Source organism: Ralstonia sp. 22111 (genome assembly GCF_052045895.1).
Classification (GTDB): domain Bacteria; phylum Pseudomonadota; class Gammaproteobacteria; order Burkholderiales; family Burkholderiaceae; genus Ralstonia; species Ralstonia wenshanensis.
The window spans coordinates 34,300-50,562 of the sequence record NZ_JBQEPR010000004.1 but is presented as its reverse complement, the minus strand read 5'-3'; the positions used below and the strand labels follow the sequence as shown (position 1 = coordinate 50,562).

The 16,263-nt window shown below is 64.1% G+C and carries 16 protein-coding genes; 9 read left to right on the top strand and 7 right to left on the bottom strand.

The genetic code is table 11. The annotated features are described in order from the left end of the window. Position 1: 1 nt before the first annotated feature. Positions 2 to 1,984, bottom strand: coding sequence for an acetate--CoA ligase (gene acs, locus ACTJK4_RS11895; protein WP_232040374.1), 1,983 nt, complete (start codon positions 1,982 to 1,984; stop codon positions 2 to 4). Between the two features lie 203 nt (positions 1,985 to 2,187). Here acs and ACTJK4_RS11890 point away from each other — a divergent pair, with 203 nt between their 5' ends. The 4 genes from ACTJK4_RS11890 to murI all read left to right on the top strand — a co-directional run bounded on the left by ACTJK4_RS11890 (position 2,188) and on the right by murI (position 6,365). Then, positions 2,188 to 3,159 carry a DMT family transporter gene (locus tag ACTJK4_RS11890; protein WP_440817986.1) on the top strand — a complete coding sequence of 324 codons (972 nt, stop codon included), beginning with the start codon at positions 2,188 to 2,190 and terminating at the stop codon, positions 3,157 to 3,159. Positions 3,160 to 3,249: 90 nt separating this feature from the next. Then, positions 3,250 to 3,789 carry a TIGR00645 family protein gene (locus ACTJK4_RS11885; protein WP_316880235.1) on the top strand — a complete coding sequence of 180 codons (540 nt, stop codon included), beginning with the start codon at positions 3,250 to 3,252 and terminating at the stop codon, positions 3,787 to 3,789. A gap of 189 nt (positions 3,790 to 3,978) precedes the next feature. Then, a complete protein-coding gene (locus ACTJK4_RS11880) occupies positions 3,979 to 5,502 on the top strand; it encodes a fumarate hydratase (protein WP_004634356.1) in 1,524 nt (507 codons plus the stop codon). 14 nt (positions 5,503 to 5,516) lie between these two features. Next, the gene (gene murI / locus ACTJK4_RS11875; RefSeq protein ID WP_232040376.1) at positions 5,517 to 6,365 is read left to right on the top strand and encodes a glutamate racemase; all 849 of its coding nucleotides are present in this window, start codon (positions 5,517 to 5,519) and stop codon (positions 6,363 to 6,365) included. A 58-nt stretch (positions 6,366 to 6,423) separates the two neighbouring features. Here murI and ACTJK4_RS11870 read toward each other — a convergent pair whose 3' ends face one another. Then, positions 6,424 to 7,701 carry a dicarboxylate/amino acid:cation symporter gene (locus tag ACTJK4_RS11870; RefSeq protein WP_232040377.1) on the bottom strand — a complete coding sequence of 426 codons (1,278 nt, stop codon included), beginning with the start codon at positions 7,699 to 7,701 and terminating at the stop codon, positions 6,424 to 6,426. Between the two features lie 371 nt (positions 7,702 to 8,072). On the opposite strand from ACTJK4_RS11870, the gene ACTJK4_RS11865 reads away from it, so the two are divergent. From ACTJK4_RS11865 to ACTJK4_RS11845, 5 genes are all read left to right on the top strand, one after another. Beyond that, positions 8,073 to 8,414 (top strand): DHCW motif cupin fold protein, encoded by a 342-nt coding sequence (locus ACTJK4_RS11865; RefSeq protein ID WP_232040378.1) that lies wholly within the window; start codon positions 8,073 to 8,075, stop codon positions 8,412 to 8,414. 136 nt (positions 8,415 to 8,550) lie between these two features. Then, positions 8,551 to 10,614 (top strand): ribonucleoside triphosphate reductase, encoded by a 2,064-nt coding sequence (locus tag ACTJK4_RS11860; RefSeq protein WP_440817985.1) that lies wholly within the window; start codon positions 8,551 to 8,553, stop codon positions 10,612 to 10,614. Further along, a complete protein-coding gene (gene nrdD / locus ACTJK4_RS11855; RefSeq protein WP_440817984.1) occupies positions 10,611 to 10,787 on the top strand; it encodes an anaerobic ribonucleoside-triphosphate reductase in 177 nt (58 codons plus the stop codon). Before ACTJK4_RS11860 ends, nrdD begins: the two co-directional genes overlap by 4 nt. Further along, complete coding sequence (locus tag ACTJK4_RS11850; protein ID WP_440817983.1) at positions 10,750 to 11,463, top strand: anaerobic ribonucleoside-triphosphate reductase activating protein; 714 nt, start codon at positions 10,750 to 10,752, stop codon at positions 11,461 to 11,463. The genes nrdD and ACTJK4_RS11850 overlap by 38 nt, the downstream gene beginning before the upstream one ends. A gap of 4 nt (positions 11,464 to 11,467) precedes the next feature. Then, on the top strand, positions 11,468 to 12,145 hold the full coding sequence (locus tag ACTJK4_RS11845) for a Crp/Fnr family transcriptional regulator (protein WP_232040380.1): 678 nt from the start codon (positions 11,468 to 11,470) through the stop codon (positions 12,143 to 12,145). 20 nt (positions 12,146 to 12,165) lie between these two features. On the opposite strand, the gene ACTJK4_RS11840 is transcribed toward ACTJK4_RS11845, so the two are convergent. Genes ACTJK4_RS11840 through ACTJK4_RS11820 form a run of 5 tightly spaced genes read right to left on the bottom strand, consistent with a single transcriptional unit; the run spans position 12,166 to position 16,226 of the window. Next, positions 12,166 to 12,555: a putative zinc-binding protein gene (locus tag ACTJK4_RS11840; protein WP_112184419.1), complete on the bottom strand. Its 390-nt coding sequence runs from the start codon at positions 12,553 to 12,555 to the stop codon at positions 12,166 to 12,168. A gap of 11 nt (positions 12,556 to 12,566) precedes the next feature. Continuing rightward, entirely contained in the window at positions 12,567 to 12,992 is a 426-nt protein-coding gene (gene ubiT, locus ACTJK4_RS11835; protein WP_414560772.1) for a ubiquinone anaerobic biosynthesis accessory factor UbiT, read from the bottom strand. Beyond that, the gene (locus tag ACTJK4_RS11830; protein WP_440817982.1) at positions 12,989 to 13,873 is read right to left on the bottom strand and encodes a U32 family peptidase; all 885 of its coding nucleotides are present in this window, start codon (positions 13,871 to 13,873) and stop codon (positions 12,989 to 12,991) included. Before ACTJK4_RS11830 ends, ubiT begins: the two co-directional genes overlap by 4 nt. Positions 13,874 to 13,883: 10 nt before the next feature. Beyond that, the gene (gene ubiU, locus ACTJK4_RS11825; RefSeq protein ID WP_232040383.1) at positions 13,884 to 14,900 is read right to left on the bottom strand and encodes a ubiquinone anaerobic biosynthesis protein UbiU; all 1,017 of its coding nucleotides are present in this window, start codon (positions 14,898 to 14,900) and stop codon (positions 13,884 to 13,886) included. 45 nt (positions 14,901 to 14,945) lie between these two features. Further along, positions 14,946 to 16,226: a hypothetical protein gene (locus ACTJK4_RS11820; protein ID WP_440817981.1), complete on the bottom strand. Its 1,281-nt coding sequence runs from the start codon at positions 16,224 to 16,226 to the stop codon at positions 14,946 to 14,948. Positions 16,227 to 16,263: the final 37 nt, after the last annotated feature.

The window sequence follows — 16,263 nt, the reverse complement described above, 5'->3', positions numbered from 1 at the left end:
GTTAGCGCGTTTCCTTCAGTTGATCGAGGATGGCCGGGTTCTCCAGCGTGGACGTATCCTGCGTGATGTCCTCGCCCTTGGCCAGCGAACGCAACAGGCGACGCATGATCTTGCCCGAGCGCGTCTTGGGCAGGTTGTCGCCAAAGCGGATGTCCTTCGGCTTGGCGATCGGCCCGATCTCCTTGCCGACCCAGTTGCGCAGCTCGTTGGCGATCTGCTTGGCTTCGTCGCCATCGGGGCGCGAGCGCTTGAGCACCACGAAGGCGCAGATGGCTTCGCCCGTCATGTCGTCGGGGCGGCCCACCACGGCGGCTTCGGCCACGATCGGATTGGCCACCAGCGCCGATTCGATCTCCATCGTGCCCATGCGGTGGCCCGAGACGTTCAGCACGTCGTCAATGCGGCCCATGATGGTGAAGTAGCCGGTGTCCTTGTCGCGGATGGAGCCATCGCCCGCAAGGTACAGCTTGCCGCCCAGCTCTTCCGGGAAGTAGCTCTTCTTGAAGCGCTCCGGGTCGCCCCAGATGTTGCGGATCATCGACGGCCACGGACGCTTGACGACCAGGATGCCGCCCTGCCCGTTCGGCACGTCGTGCCCGGTTTCGTCAACAACGGCAGCCATGATGCCCGGCAGGGGCAGCGTGCACGAACCCGGCACCAGCGGCGTGGCGCCCGGCAGCGGCGTCATCATGTGGCCGCCCGTTTCGGTCTGCCAGAACGTATCGACGATCGGGCAACGGCCGCCGCCAATGTTCGTGTGGTACCACATCCAGGCTTCCGGATTGATCGGCTCGCCCACGGTGCCCAGCAGGCGCAGGCTAGAGAGGTCGTACTGCTTGGGGTGGACCTTCTCGTCTGCTTCGGCGGCCTTGATCAGCGAGCGGATCGCGGTCGGCGCAGTGTAGAACGTGTTGACCTTGTGACGCTGGATCATGTCCCAGAAGCGGCCGGCGTTCGGATACGTCGGCACACCCTCGAACACGACCTGCGTGGCGCCGGCAGCGAGCGGGCCGTACGCAATATAGCTGTGGCCCGTCACCCAGCCGATGTCGGCGGTGCACCAGAAGATGTCGTCCGGTTTCAGGTCGAACGTCCACTGCATGGTGAGCAGGGCCCACAGCAGGTAGCCGCCCGTGCTGTGCTGCACGCCCTTCGGCTTGCCCGTCGAACCCGAGGTGTAGAGGATGAACAGCGGGTGTTCCGCACCCACCGGCGTGACTTCGCAGGTGTCGGGCTGGCCGGCTTCGACCTCGTCCATCGCACGGTCGCGGCCTTCCACCCAGTTCACGTTGCCGTTGGTGCGGCGATAGACGATCACGTGCTTGACGGCGTCGGTGCCTTCCATGGCGAGCGCCTCATCGGCGATGGCCTTGAGCGGCAGCGCCTTGCCGCCGCGCATCTGTTCGTCGGCCGTAATGAGCGCCACGGCGCCCACGTCGACAATGCGTTCCTGCAGCGACTTGGCCGAGAACCCGCCAAACACCACCGAGTGCGTCGCACCGATGCGCGCGCACGCCTGCATGGCCACGATGCCTTCGATCGACATCGGCATGTAGATCACCACACGGTCGCCCTTCTTGATGCCCAGGGCCTTCAGGCCATTGGCGAAGCGGCAGACGCGCGCATGCAATTCGCGATACGTGACGCGCGATACTTTGCCATCGTCAGTCTCGAAAATGATGGCGACCTTGTCGGCGTTGCCGTTTTCAAGGTTGCGTTCGAGGCAGTTGTACGAGGCGTTGAGTTCGCCGTCTTCAAACCACTTGTAGAACGGTGCATTGGACTCGTCCAGCACCTTGCTGAAAGGCTTGTGCCAAAGCAGGTGCTCGTGTGCGAGGCGCGCCCAGAAACCCTCGTAATCTTTCTCGGCTTCGGCACACAGCGCACGGTACGCATCCATGCCGGCGATGTTTGCCTGTTTAACAAAGGATTCGGGCGGGTTGAACACGCGCGTTTCCTGCAGGACAGATTCAATGCCAGCCATGGTGTCTCCTGATAGCGATGTCTGTTGTCGTTTTGCGGCGAATCTAAGGGGCTGACCTGACTCCAGCCTTACGCATTTCTGCACCGCAAGCCGACGTGAAGGGCACTACTATAATGCGTCACTTCACGTTACGGCACGCATCGCAACGCAACATGGCCGGCTACAGAGCCGCGCCCCGTGCCGGTTTCCACTGATTCCTCATCGTGCCCATCCACGCCCTTTTCCTGATTGCTGCCATGGCATTGGTCGGCAGCAACGTCGGTTTCGGCAAGTCGATCGTCGCTGTCATGCCGGTGATGCTGTTTGCATTGCTGCGCTTTCTGATTGCCATCGTCTGCATGGCGCCCTGGTACAAGCCGTCGCGCATGCGCCGCGTGACGCGTGGCGAGTGGACCAACCTGTTCCTCCAGGCATTCTTCGGCACGTTCGGCTTCACGCTGCTCATGCTCAACGGCGTGCGGCTGACCTCTGCGCTGGCTGCGGGCATTATCACGAGCACGATTCCGGCCACGGTGGCGCTGCTGTCTTGGCTCGTGCTGCGCGAGAAGCCGTCGGGGCGCACGCTGGTGTCGGTGGCGCTCGCGGTGGCGGGCGTCGCCATTCTCAACGCCTATCGCGGGGGTGAATCTTCAGGCGCTGCGCCCGCCGATGCGGCGCAAGCGCTGCTGGGCAATGCGCTCGTGATGGGTGCGGTGCTCTGCGAATCGATCTACGTCATCCTGTCGCGGCGGCTGACGCAAACATTGCCCGCCATCGAGATCTGCGCGTACACGCACCTGATCGGCGGCCTGCTGATGCTGCCGCTGGGGCTGATGCCGCTGCTCACCTTCAATGTGTCCAGCGTGCCGTTGCCCATCTGGGGCCTCGTGCTCTGGTATGCACTATCGGCCAGCATCTTCTCGTTCTGGCTGTGGATGAAGGGCATCCGGCATGTGCCCGCCCACCTTGCAGGCGTATTCACCTCGGTGCTGCCGATTGCGGCCGCAACCTACGGCATCGTGGCGCTGGGCGAAACGCCGGGCTGGCCCCACGGCATCGCGCTGGCATGCGTGGTGGCGGGCATTCTGGTGGCGAGCTGGCCAGCGCGCCCGCGCCAGAGGATGCAGCGGGGCCGACAGCGCGGCCGTGTGAGCGATCCGCTCGACCCGCTGGACCCGTCGTTGGATCGCGAATGAGGCGCGCCGCAAGCGTTTTCCTGTAAGCAAAATTCTCATCGCGGAACGCTACAATCACGCGGTTTTTCCTCCACCCGCTCCGTTCCGCCCATGAAGTCGCCCATCGCCCCGCTGCGCCCGATTCCGCGCCTGATCTTCTTTTCCCGCTGGCTGCAACTGCCGCTTTACTTGGGGCTGATCATCGCCCAGGCAGCGTATGTGTATCTGTTCATTGTCGAGGTCTGGCACCTGGTGTCACACCTGGGTGACCTGGACGAAACCAAGATCATGCTGGCCGTCCTGGGCCTGATCGACGTGGTGATGATCTCCAACCTGCTGATCATGGTGATCATCGGCGGGTACGACATCTTCGTGTCCAAGCTCGGCATCGAGGGCCATGAGGACGAGCCCGAGTGGCTGGACCACGTCAACGCGGGCGTGCTGAAGGTCAAGCTGTCGATGGCGCTGATCAGCATCTCGTCGATCCACCTGCTCAAGACGTTCATCGACGCGGCCCAGAAAGACACGCACACGATCCTGTGGCAGGTGGTCATCCACGTGGCGTTCCTGGTGTCTGCGCTGGTGATGGCGTGGGTGGACCGCATCGTTTCGCACGCGCATCCGCACGGCGAGGCTGCCGACGCACATTGACGCTGCGCCCTTGTTGGCGCGGCGATTCCGACGAACGCGATCGGACAATCCGCGCCCGACATTGGGTGTATGATCTCAGGCTGTTCTGAGCCTGCGGCGCCCGCCGTCCAGGTCACAGGCAGGGAGTGAAAGTCACCGACCACTGCCCTGCCGCACCGGCTTTTCATTCCTATACGTTGGTCCCCCACCATGACCGTCATTCGTCAAGAAGACCTCATCCAGAGCGTCGCCGACGCGCTGCAGTACATCAGCTATTACCACCCGATGGACTACATCACTGCTCTGGGCCGCGCCTATGAGCAGGAGCAGAGCCCGGCGGCCAAGGATGCCATCGCGCAGATCCTGACCAACAGCCGCATGTGCGCCGAGGGCAAGCGCCCGATCTGCCAGGACACCGGCATCGTCACCGTGTTCCTGAAGGTCGGCATGAACGTGCGCTGGGACGGCGCCACGATGAGCCTGGAAGACATGGTCAACGAAGGCGTGCGCCGCGCGTACAACGACGTCGACAACAAGTTGCGCGCGAGCGTGCTGGCCGATCCGGCCGGCAAGCGCACCAACACGAAGGACAACACCCCGGCCGTGATCAACATGTCGATCGTGCCGGGCGACACGGTGGACGTGATCGTCGCGGCCAAGGGCGGCGGCTCCGAAGCCAAGTCGAAGTTCGTGATGCTGAATCCGTCCGATTCCATCGTCGACTGGGTGCTCAAGACCGTGCCGACCATGGGCGCCGGCTGGTGCCCCCCGGGCATGCTGGGCATCGGCATTGGCGGCACGGCCGAAAAGGCCATGCTGCTGGCCAAGGAAGCCCTGATGGAGCCGATCGACATTCAAGACCTGATCGCCCGCGGCCCGAGCAACCGTGCAGAAGAACTGCGCATCGAGCTGTACGAAAAGGTCAACGCGCTGGGCATTGGCGCGCAAGGCCTGGGCGGCCTGGCCACCGTGCTCGACGTGAAGATCCTGGACTACCCGACCCACGCGGCCAACCTGCCCGTGGCGATGATCCCGAACTGCGCCGCCACGCGCCACGCACACTTCACGCTGGACGGCAGCGGCGTTGCCAAGCTTGAAGCGCCGGACCTGTCGCAATGGCCGAAGGTCGAGTGGGCACCGAACACCGAGACCTCCAAGCGCGTCGACCTGAACACGCTCACGCCGGAAGAAGTTGCCTCGTGGAAGCCGGGCCAGACGCTGCTGCTCAACGGCAAGATGCTGACGGGCCGTGACGCCGCACACAAGCGCATCGCCGACATGCTCGCCAAGGGCGAGAAGCTGCCGATCGACTTCACCAACCGCGTGATCTACTACGTCGGCCCGGTCGATCCGGTGCGTGATGAAGTCGTTGGCCCGGCAGGCCCGACCACGGCCACGCGCATGGACAAGTTCACCGAGACGATGCTCGCCCAGACGGGTCTGATCGCCATGGTGGGCAAGGCCGAGCGTGGCCCGGTCGCCATCGAATCCATCAAGAAGCACAAGTCGGCTTACCTGATGGCCGTGGGCGGTGCCGCTTACCTGGTGTCGAAGGCCATCCGTGGTTCCAAGGTGCTGGCATTCGAAGACCTGGGCATGGAAGCCATCTACGAGTTCGACGTGAAGGACATGCCCGTGACCGTCGCCGTCGATAGCTCGGGCACGTCGGTCCACAAGACCGGCCCGGCGGAATGGCAGGCGAAGATCGGCAAGATTCCCGTCGCAGCAGGCTGATCCGTTCATCCAATATGACGACACGCGCGCAGGCACCGGTCGGGGTCTTTGATTCCGGCCTCGGAGGGCTCTCCGTCCTGCGCGCGATTCGCGCCGAACTGCCGGCCGAATCGCTTCTCTATCTGGCGGATTCCCGCCATGCCCCGTACGGGGAAAAATCTCCCGAATACATTGCCGATCGCACGCTGCGCGTGTGCGAATGGCTGGTCGACCAGGGCTGCAAGGCGTTGGTGATCGCGTGCAACACCGCCACGGCGCAAGCCGTGCACGTGCTACGCGAAAAACTCGCGGTGCCGGTGATTGGCGTCGAGCCGGGCTTGAAGCCAGCGGTTGCCACATCGAAGAGTCGTGTGGTCGGCGTGCTCGCGACCGAAAGCACGCTGCGCAGCGAAAAATTTGCACGCCTGCTGGCGGCTGCCTCGGGCGATTGCAAAGTGCTAAGCCAACCCGGCTACGGGCTCGTCCCCCTGATCGAACGTGGCGATACCCACTCGCCTGCGGTGCTGGAGCTGCTGCGGGCGTATCTGCAACCGATGCTGGACGCAAACGCCGACACGTTGGTGCTCGGCTGCACGCACTACCCGTTTCTGGAAGACGCCATCCGCGAGATCGCGGGCGATCGTCTGACGTTGATCGACACCGGCCACGCCGTCGCGCGCCATCTGGGCCGCACGCTCGCGGCGGCGGGATTGCAGGCAGCGGGCCCAGCCGCATCGCCCCGCTTCATGAGCACCGGCGACGTGCTTCCGCTGCAAGCCATGGTGGCTGCATTGCTCGGAGAGGCACCGATGGCACAGCGTGTCGACATCGGCGATGCGCCCCTGAGCCCGGCCGTGGCATCGCTCGCTTCTCAACCGGAATAACGCCGCTCAGATACAACAACGCCGCCCTGAAAGGCGGCGCTGTCGTCTTGGCTTAAAGTCAGCCGACCTGCGGCTGCACTGCGGGTTCTGCGGTCTCTTCCACCGCCTCCTCTTCAGCCGGCTCATACTTCGCCACCACGGCCGTGGCCAGGCTGTTGCCGATCACGTTGGTGGCCGTGCGGCCCATGTCGAAGAACTGGTCGATGCCGATGATCAGCAGCAGACCGGCTTCGGGCAGATGGAACATCGGCAGCGTGGCTGCCACCACCACCAGCGAGGCACGCGCCACACCGGCCATGCCCTTGCTCGTGAGCATCAGGACCAGCAGCAGCGTCAGTTGCTGCGTGAAGCCCATCTCGATGTTGTAGGCCTGCGCGATGAACAGCACCGCAAACGCCTGGTACATCATCGAGCCATCGAGGTTAAACGAATAACCCAGCGGCAGCACGAAGCTCGAAATGCGCTTGGGCACGCCAAATCGGTCAAGCGCCTCGATCGTCTTCGGGTAAGCGGATTCGCTGCTCGCCGTGGCGAACGCCAGCAGCGTCGGCTCACGAATCAGCCCCAGCAGACGGCCCAGCGAACGGCCCAGCAGCACGTAGCCGACAAAGAACAGGATCGCCCACAGCAGCGCAAGGCCCAGGTAGAACTCGCCGATCAGCTTGCCGTAGGTCCACAGCACGCCCACGCCTTCCACCGTGATGGCAGCGGCCATGGCAGCAAACACGCCCAGTGGGGCGAAGCGCATCACGTAGTCGGTAATGCGGAACATCAGCTTGGTCAGCTCTTCCAGGCCACGGCCGATCACGCTGTCCATCGGGTTCTTCATCGTCGACAGCGCGGCGCCGAAGAACAGCGAGAACACCAGGATCTGCAGGATCTCGTTGGTGGCCATGGCCTCCACGATGCTGCGCGGGAACACGTGCGTGATGAAGGCCTTGAGGGTGAAGTCACCGGTCTTCAGGCCCGACGTGGCCGACACATCCGGCAGCGCCAGGTTCATGTGCACACCCGGCTGGAAGAAGTTGACCAGCAGCATGCCCAGCGCAAGCGACGTGGCCGACGCGCACACAAACCAGATCATCGCGCGCAGGCCCACGCGGCCCACCGAACGGCCGCCGCTCATGCTCGCCAGGCCGGTCACCAGGGTCGAGAACACCAGCGGTGCAATGATCATCTTGATCATGCGCAGGAAGATGTCGGTGATGATGCTGAAGTACGAAGCGATGTCCTTGGCCGCCGCAGCGTCCTTGGCATATTCGTGGCAACCCCAGCCGACGGCAATGCCCAGCAGCATTGCCAGCCCGATATGGGAGGTCAGACGTTTGGTGTTCAAGACTTTCTCCAAGGAATATCGTGGCCGGAGGGACGGCGCGCGACAGACGCGGATCTCATGGGGCCAAGGGCTGGCCCAACTTCGTCACGCTTTGTAAAAAGCGACGATATTAGAGAAGCGCATGGCGATCGTTATGTCGATGTTGCATGGCACCATGCAATTTCTGCATACATTGATATGGCGCCGTTGACGCCTTGCTGCGATGCCGCACGGGCAGTGGAACGAGCCCCTCCGAAGCGGATTATTGAGCCGCACGCAATGCCGTCACGGCGTACCAACAAGCGCCGCTTCAAGCACATGAAATGCGACGCATGGACCACGTAAGCCGCTGATACCATCATGGGCTTACGTCACCTACCCGGAGTCCCGCGATGAAAATGGCGCCCTTCGCCTTTGGCACGACCGACTGGTCCGCCGTTGAACCTACCGAGCACACCGGCGAGACCGGCATGGCGATCTGGCGCACCCGTTACTTCGGGGACGAGTCAAACCGCATCCGTGTACGCATGGTCGAGTACACCCCCGGCTACTTGGCTGACCATTGGTGCAAGAAGGGCCACATCCTGTTCTGCCTGGATGGCGAATTGGAAACCACGCTGGAAGACGGCCGCAAGTTCACCCTCACGCCGGGCATGAGCTATCAGGTGGGCGACGACGCTGAAGCCCATCAGTCCTACACCAAGAACGGCGCCAGGCTGTTCATCGTCGACTGACAGCGACACGACCATTCTGCGTCGCAAATGGCCCCGGTTGACCGGGGTCAAGCGATTTAAAAATCAAGGTCTTTAGGGCTCACCGACCACAATATGTAGTGCTAGTCTGACTCCATACCACTAGATGGAGTACCTCATGACGGGCACACAGGTCACCAGGCAAGTCACCAAGCGCGACGGTTCATTGGCCCCGTTTGACGCGCAAAAGATCCGCCAGGCCATCGCGGCAGCCGGACAGGCCACCGGCGAATTCGACACCGTCGAAGCGCAGCGCCTGACCACGGGCGTGCTCGAGCATCTCGCCTCGCTCCCCAGCCCCGGTATCGAAATCATCCAGAACTGCGTGGAAGAGGTGCTGGTCGACGCCGGCTATTGGCGCACCGCGCGTGCCTACATCGTCTACCGCGAGCAGCACGCCCGGCTGCGTTCGCTCAAGCACACGCTGGTCGATGTCGAGAGCACGATGGACGAATACCTCGAGCAGCGCGACTGGCGGGTCAATGCCAACGCCAATCAGGGGTACAGCCTGGGCGGCCTGATCCTCAACGTGGCAGGCAAGGTCACGGCCAACTACTGGCTTTCGCATGTCTACAGCCCAGAGGCGGGCGCAGCGCATCGCGAGGGCGACCTCCACATCCACGATCTCGACATGCTGTCGGGCTACTGCGCAGGGTGGTCGTTACGGCAGTTGCTGACGGAGGGATTCAACGGCGTGCCGGGCAAGGTGGAAGCGACGCCGCCGCGGCATATGTCCGCAGCCATCGGGCAGATCGTCAACTTTCTCGGCACGCTGCAGAACGAATGGGCCGGCGCGCAGGCGTTCAGTTCGTTCGATACGTACATGGCGCCGTTCATCCGCCGCGATGCGATGTCGTATGCGGCGGTCAAGCAGTCCATGCAGGAGCTGATCTACAACCTGAACGTGCCCAGCCGCTGGGGCACGCAGACGCCGTTCACCAACCTCACGTTCGACTGGACGTGCCCGGCGGACCTGCGCGAGCAGGTTCCGTACATCGGCGGCGAAGAGATGCCCTTCACCTACGGCGACCTCCAGCCCGAGATGGACATGATCAACCGCGCGTACATCGAGGTCATGATGGCCGGCGATGCAAAGGACCGCGCGTTCACGTTTCCGATTCCCACGTACAACATCACGCCAGACTTCGACTGGGAGCACCCCAACACCACGCTGCTGTTCGAGATGACGGCACGCTACGGGCTGCCCTACTTCCAGAACTTCCTCAATTCCGATCTCGAGCCGCACATGGTGCGCTCGATGTGCTGCCGCTTGCAGCTTGACCTGCGCGAACTGCTCAAGCGCGGCAACGGGTTGTTTGGGTCGGCCGAGCAGACCGGTTCCATCGGGGTGGTGACGGTGAACTGCGCGCGATTGGGACACCTCTACGCGGGCGATGAGGCGGCGCTGCTGGCGCGGCTCGATACGCTGCTCGCACTCGGCCGCGACGTGCTGGAAGTCAAACGCAAGTTCGTCCAGCGGTTGATCGACCAGGGGCTGTATCCGTACACGCGGCGCTACCTGGGCACGCTGCGCAACCACTTCAGCACGCTCGGCGTGAACGGCATCAACGAGATGGTGCGCAACTTCACGCACGATGCCGACGACATCACTACGCCATTCGGCCACGCCATGGCGGTGCGCCTGCTCGACCACGTGCGTCAGCGCATGACGGAATTCCAGGAGGCGACGGGGCATCTGTACAACCTCGAGGCCACGCCGGCAGAGGGCACGACTTACCGCTTCGCCCGTGAAGACCGCAAGCGCTGGCCAAACATCCTGCAGGCCGGCACGACCGCCCAGCCGTACTACACCAACTCCAGCCAGTTGCCCGTCGGCTACACCGACGACCCGTTCGAAGCACTGGCGCGCCAGGAAGCGCTGCAGAGCAAGTACACCGGCGGCACGGTGCTGCACCTCTACATGAACGAAGCGATCTCCTCGCCGCAGGCGTGCAAGGAACTCGTGCGCCGCGCGCTGGCGAACTTCCGCCTGCCGTACATCACCATCACCCCGACGTTTTCAATCTGCCCGAAGCACGGCTACCTGTCCGGCCATCACGCGTTCTGTCCGAAATGCGATGCAGAACTGCTGGCTCAGCAGCCCCATGGCAAGTGCGTCTGCACAACGGCGGACACCCCAGGTTCTTCCACCCACCTCCATCACGAAGGAGCCTCCGTATGACTACCGCTGCACACACCGCCAACCACGCCGCTGTACTCGACGACAACCAGCGCACACGATGCGAAGTCTGGACCCGCGTGATGGGCTATCACCGGCCCGTCAGCTCGTTCAACATCGGCAAGCAAGGGGAATTCTGTGAACGCCGCTTCTTTGTTGAAGACCGCGCCCGCTGAGCCACCGCACTGCCCGCCGCCGGCCATCGGCGGCCTGGCGCCGTTTTCCAGCGTCGACTGGCCGGGGCAGCTTGCGGCGGTGGTATTCGTGGCCGGCTGCCCGTGGCGCTGTCATTACTGCCACAACCCGCACCTGCAAACGCGGGCGCGCACGCTGGATTGGGACGATGTCTTCGCGTTTCTACAGCGTCGCGCGGGCCTGCTTGATGCGGTTGTCTTCTCCGGCGGCGAACCGCTGAGCGAACCGCATCTGCCCCACCTGATGCGCGACGTGCGCGGGCTCGGCTACAAGATTGGCCTGCACACCGGCGGTATTTATCCGGCGCGCCTGGCCGACGTACTGCCGCTGGTGGACTGGGTCGGGCTCGACATCAAGACGAGCGCACCGCGCTACGACGCGCTCACAGGCCGCCGCGGGAGTGCTGCGCCGGTCGATGCATGCCTGGATCTTCTGCTGCAAAACGGCAGCGCATTTGAGTGCCGCACCACGTGGCACCCCGATTGGCTGCCAGAACACGAGCTTCTTGCGCTGGCGCAAAACCTCAGCCGGCGCGGCGTGAAACACTACGCACTACAAGCCTACCGAAGTGCCCCCGGAACCCCGGCCATCACGCTGCCCAGCGAGGGCACCCAGCGCGTATTGGCCGCCTGCTTTTCTTCTTTCTGTTGCCGGTGACACCATGCACGACCCCCTCGATGTGGGCGCTCTGCTCAAGCACAGCCCGCTGTTCCTGGATTTTGACGACGATGACATGGCCGTGCTCACGCGTGACAGCCACGCAGTGCGCGTGTCGCGGCACGACTTCGCGTTTCACCGTGGCGATCGTGCCGATGGCTTCTACGTCGTGGTGGTCGGTGCGATCAAGCTTGTGTTGCCGGGTGCGCACGGCCAATGCAAGGTCATCGAATTCTTTGGCCCGGGCGCGTGTTTTGGCGAGCCCTTCATGTTCCTGAACCGCCCTTACGCGGCAGATGCGCAAGCCATGGAAGACAGCCTGCTGGTCTGGATCGACAAGCGCGCCATCGACGATGCACTGCACGTGCATCCGCGCCTCGCGCGACAAATGCTGGCAGGGCTGTCCGCGCGACTGCACACGTTGATGTGCGACATCGAAACAGTGAACCTGCAAAGCGCCAATGAACGGTTGATCGGGTATTTGCTCTCGCTGCCGCGCAAGTTTGACCGCACCCGGTTTCCATGCAGCAAGAGCCTGGTCGCGTCCAAGCTGGGGCTGGCGCCGGCCACGCTTTCCCGCACGCTGCGTCAGTTGATTCGCGACGGACTGATCCGCGTGGAAGGCCGCGAGGTTGTCATCCCGAACACCACGGCGTTGCAGCGCCAGCTCATCGCGGGATAAAAGCAGGCAATCGACGCAGATCAATCGCCTGCGGTATCAAGGCGATGCTGGAGCGTGTTGACTGCGTCATCGACCAGCGCAGCGGCGGCACTCAATTCGTCGTCACTGCAATCTGCGTGATAGCGCTTCTTGGCGCCGCACTGGTTGAGCACGAGGTGAATATCCGGCGCCACGCCTGCCGTTGCCAGGCAGGCCTTGACGCACGCCAGTGCACAACCGTCGAGTGCAAGAATGGGCCGCCCGCTGCGTGCCGTCTTGACGAGCGCGCGCACCCCGCCGCCGACACCGCTGATGCAGGACATCTCTGCCCTGCCCGCACGGTCCAGATCAACGGCCAAACGATTTGCCGCCTGCGCCACACTTGAACAACCGGAGCATGCATAGACGAGCGGCAATGCACGTGATGACATGGCGCCCCTCGCTATCGCGATTGCCAGCGTGCAAGCCACGCCGGGCGTGCAGCCGCATCGAGCCAGTTCTTGACGATCAGCCCAAGCTCCGTGTCGCCTGCGATCTTGAGGCGGCGCTGGAAAAACAGCGTATCTGCGTCGGCAGTGCCCCGAATAAGCGCAACGAATTCGGCCACGCCGGCACGCAACTCCAGCTCCGGTTCGGGACTTGAAGCGGGAAGCGTGTGGAACGCTCCACCGCGGCAGCAAAAGCAGGCGCGCAGGCCGAGGTCCTCCACGGTGATGGCAAAGCGCCGCCCTTCCAGTTCCGGGGGCGGCGTGAGCCACGACAGGCGCCGGGCCAGATCGAGGCCCAGCACAAAAGGGAACGACGTGAGCGGCACCGGCAGGCTGCGCGCCATGCGGACGAACATTTCGGGGGGGCGTAAGCGTGTCATTGCGGCGCCTCCAACCATTCAATGCCGGACTGCCCGTGCCAATAACCATTGCAGCGCCCAATGCCCTCCGGAGGCTGCACTTCCCCCGCAGGCAGACCAAGGCGCAGGGCATCCAGTGCCGCCAGGGCGTCCAGCGTGCCTTGCGATTGCGGGCTGACACGCAGCACCTTCACGCCCAGCGCAGACAGCGCGGGCGCCTGATCGAGAATGTCGAGGCATTGCCCCGATTGCGTCTGGATACCGTTGATGGCAAGAAACTCCTGCCCTTCGCGCGTGCGCACCGCCAGGCCATCGGGATGCTCGATGCAGCGGAAGCCGCAGTCGTCCTTGTTGAGGCGAAAGTGCCGCGCCGTAAAGCAGCGTGCAGAAAATGCCAATGGCAAGCGTCCCCACACCATCGCTTCGATCGCCAACTCGGCAGGCTTCTCGCGCATCAGCTCGGCCAGTGTGGCCTGGCTCATCTCCAGCGGCATGACCGCACGCACCGCGCCCAGCCCAGCCAGCCAAGCCAGCGTCGCGCCGTGATATGCGTTGCAATGCGGCCCCGCAACGAATGGCCGACCGTTCAGCAACCGCACAGCGCCAAGCTCGCCGGCTTCGACCATCCAGTCGTCCTGCTGACATTGCTTGCGCAACGCCTGCGCCTCGGCACTGGTTTCGATGAGCGTGCGCGTCGATAGCACCACCGACTTGCCGGCCTCGCGCAGCATGGCCGCGATATCGAGCCAGTCGTCCGCCCGCAATTCGTGGCGACGGCTGCAGACCGTCTCGCCCACGTAGACGATGTCGACAGGGCTGGCGGCGACCTCCGTGTAAAAGTCGAATGTCTGTAGCCGCGGCCAGTAATACAGCAGCGGACCAAGCGAAATTTCGTAAGACATGATGTGCCTTCTATTTCCAGGGCCGATCAAACGCGCCTTGCGTGACATGCGCGCCTTCTGCGTGGCGCACAAGTGCCGCCTGCCAGTCGGGCTTGACGGAGAAGCGCGCCGGGTCTGCCTGTGCCGCATCCAATGCGGCGCGCAATGTGGCCACCACCTGCGCAACGTACGCTGGACTGCGCTGGCGCCCCTCGATCTTGATTGCCGACACGCCCATGGCGATCAGCCGGGGCAACAGGCTGAGCGCATTGAGGCTCGTGGGCTCTTCCAGCACGTGGTCGACTTCGCCGTCGACAAGAAAGCGCCCCTTGCACAGCGTCGGGTACCCAGCCGGTTCGCCCGGTGCGTATTGGTCGATCATGATGTTGTTCAGGCGTGCATCCAGGCTGCCGTCTCGCTCCACCCAGCGCACAGCATGCGCGGGCGAACACACGCCCTTGTTGTTGGGCGAATCGCCCGTGGCATATGACGACAACAGGCAGCGCCCTTCGGCCATCACGCACAGGCTGCCAAAGCCGAACACCTCGATCTGCACCGACGTCTGCTGGATCACGCGTTCGACTTCGGTCAAGGTCAGCACACGCGGCAACACAGCGCGGTGGATGCCGAACTGCTCGCGCATCAACTCGATGGCGCCGGCATGCGTGGCCGAACCCTGCACCGACAGATGCAGCCGAAGGTTTGGATAGCGGTCGCGCGCATAGGCCATCAACCCGGGGTCGGCCAGGATGACGGCATCGGCGCCCAGCATGTAGGCGGCATCGACGGCCATGCGCCACTCGAGGGCACGGCCAGGCTGCGGAAACGTGTTGATGGCAAACAGCACCTGGCGCCCTTTCCGATGCGCAAATTCGACGCCGGCACGGATGTCGTTCTCGGTAAAGTTCAGGCCGGCGAAGTTGCGCGCGTTGGTCGCGTTCTTCAAGCCGAGGTAGACGGTATCGGCCCCGGCCTCCACGGCCGCCTTGAGTGCGGCCAGGCTGCCCGCGGGCGCCACCAGTTCAATGGGGGAAGCGTTCTGTGTCATGGCGGCCAGTCTGCGACTTGTCCGCCATTGTGGTTTTGCGTTCCGTCAACCGGGCGCAAACGCTCGCGAGACACGGCGAAACGTCAGCAGCGCCCGGCACAGCATCGCACCCAGCCACGCGTGCGACAGCGCGAACAGCACGCCGGCAATCACAGCCATCCGCTCAGGCTGCAACGGCGCCACCAACAACGCCAGCAATACGAGCAACAGCAAGCGCGCGTGCCAATGCTGCTGCCGCTCGCCGATCAAGGTTTGCATGGCCGGCAGCCGCACATGCCGCGGCACCCGTCTGCGCAGGTGCATCCAGATCATGAACGGGATGATCTTGCCGAGCATCGCGTTGACAGGCAGCACGCCCCCGCCCACCAGCGCCAACACGCCCATCTCCCACGCGATGGGCCAGTCTGCCGGCAACCACGATGCGGTCAGACCCAACACGGCAACCACCAGCCAAGCAACGGCAGCTGCCAGCCACAGCCGCCAGCCCGGATCGTGCCGACGACGCGCGCTGCACACGGCGCGCACGCCCACCATCGCCAGCGCAGCCAGCGCGAGCCATCCCCATGTCTGCCAAAACACCGCACCGCCCACGCCGCCGCACAGACTCCCAATGATCAGCGGCACCCAGAGCCACCACGGCATCAGCCGATGCCAAGACGCTCGTAGACGCGGTGTCTGCCAGAACATCGGCAACACCGTCGAGGCCACGCCCGCAACCAACGTTGCCAGCCAGCCCCCCAGACCCCACCCGACATGCAAAGCCAGCAGCCCGGGGGATGGCGCGAACCATCCGCTGGCCAATGCCGTGGCGAGCGTTGCACCGCTCGCCAGCGTTGCCAGCAAGGCCCAGCCGATGCGGCGCAGTGTTCGCACCGTCGCGTGCGTGGCGCGTGTCTGCACCACGCGCATCCCCGCGACGGCGATCAACGCAGCGGGCACAGCCAGCAGCGGCGCTCCCAACCATGCAGCCAGCACGAACGCGCGAGGGCTTGCGCCCAGGAAACCCGTTGCCAGCGCCGATGCCGTTGCCACGCACCACAAGGCCACCCAAGGTGACACCCATCTCGCGCCACGGACTGGCACGCCGGCCACAACGGGAAGCAATTGAAATAGCGCACCGAGCATCGCCGGCAAGAGCATGCCAACGGCCAAGGCGTGCACCAGCGCGAGCGACAGCGGAGCGAACCGGTCAGGCAAACCCGCAGATGGCTCCAGCGCCAGCAGAAGACCGGCCGCTGAGCCCATCCACGGCACAGGCAGCAGGCAGCCGAACACCACGCCGGCGGGCGGCATGCGTTCGTAGAACAGCGTGGGGGCGGTCGGCATCTGTCAGTCGGACATCTATCCAGCCGACCACGTTAGC

What these genes read in the sequence shown, in the direction of transcription:
- ACTJK4_RS11880 (WP_004634356.1), top strand. Translation starts at nt 3,979, where the DNA reads ATGACCGTCATTCGTCAAGAAGACCTCATCCAGAGCGTCGCCGACGCG.
- ACTJK4_RS11865 (WP_232040378.1), top strand. Translation starts at nt 8,073, where the DNA reads ATGAAAATGGCGCCCTTCGCCTTTGGCACGACCGACTGGTCCGCCGTT.
- ACTJK4_RS11860 (WP_440817985.1), top strand. Translation starts at nt 8,551, where the DNA reads ATGACGGGCACACAGGTCACCAGGCAAGTCACCAAGCGCGACGGTTCA.
- ubiT (WP_414560772.1), bottom strand. Translation starts at nt 12,992, where the DNA reads ATGACACGCTTACGCCCCCCCGAAATGTTCGTCCGCATGGCGCGCAGC.
- ACTJK4_RS11840 (WP_112184419.1), bottom strand. Translation starts at nt 12,555, where the DNA reads ATGTCATCACGTGCATTGCCGCTCGTCTATGCATGCTCCGGTTGTTCA.
- ACTJK4_RS11845 (WP_232040380.1), top strand. Translation starts at nt 11,468, where the DNA reads ATGCACGACCCCCTCGATGTGGGCGCTCTGCTCAAGCACAGCCCGCTG.
- murI (WP_232040376.1), top strand. Translation starts at nt 5,517, where the DNA reads ATGACGACACGCGCGCAGGCACCGGTCGGGGTCTTTGATTCCGGCCTC.
- ubiU (WP_232040383.1), bottom strand. Translation starts at nt 14,900, where the DNA reads ATGACACAGAACGCTTCCCCCATTGAACTGGTGGCGCCCGCGGGCAGC.
- nrdD (WP_440817984.1), top strand. Translation starts at nt 10,611, where the DNA reads ATGACTACCGCTGCACACACCGCCAACCACGCCGCTGTACTCGACGAC.
- ACTJK4_RS11885 (WP_316880235.1), top strand. Translation starts at nt 3,250, where the DNA reads ATGAAGTCGCCCATCGCCCCGCTGCGCCCGATTCCGCGCCTGATCTTC.
- ACTJK4_RS11830 (WP_440817982.1), bottom strand. Translation starts at nt 13,873, where the DNA reads ATGTCTTACGAAATTTCGCTTGGTCCGCTGCTGTATTACTGGCCGCGG.
- ACTJK4_RS11820 (WP_440817981.1), bottom strand. Translation starts at nt 16,226, where the DNA reads ATGCCGACCGCCCCCACGCTGTTCTACGAACGCATGCCGCCCGCCGGC.
- acs (WP_232040374.1), bottom strand. Translation starts at nt 1,984, where the DNA reads ATGGCTGGCATTGAATCTGTCCTGCAGGAAACGCGCGTGTTCAACCCG.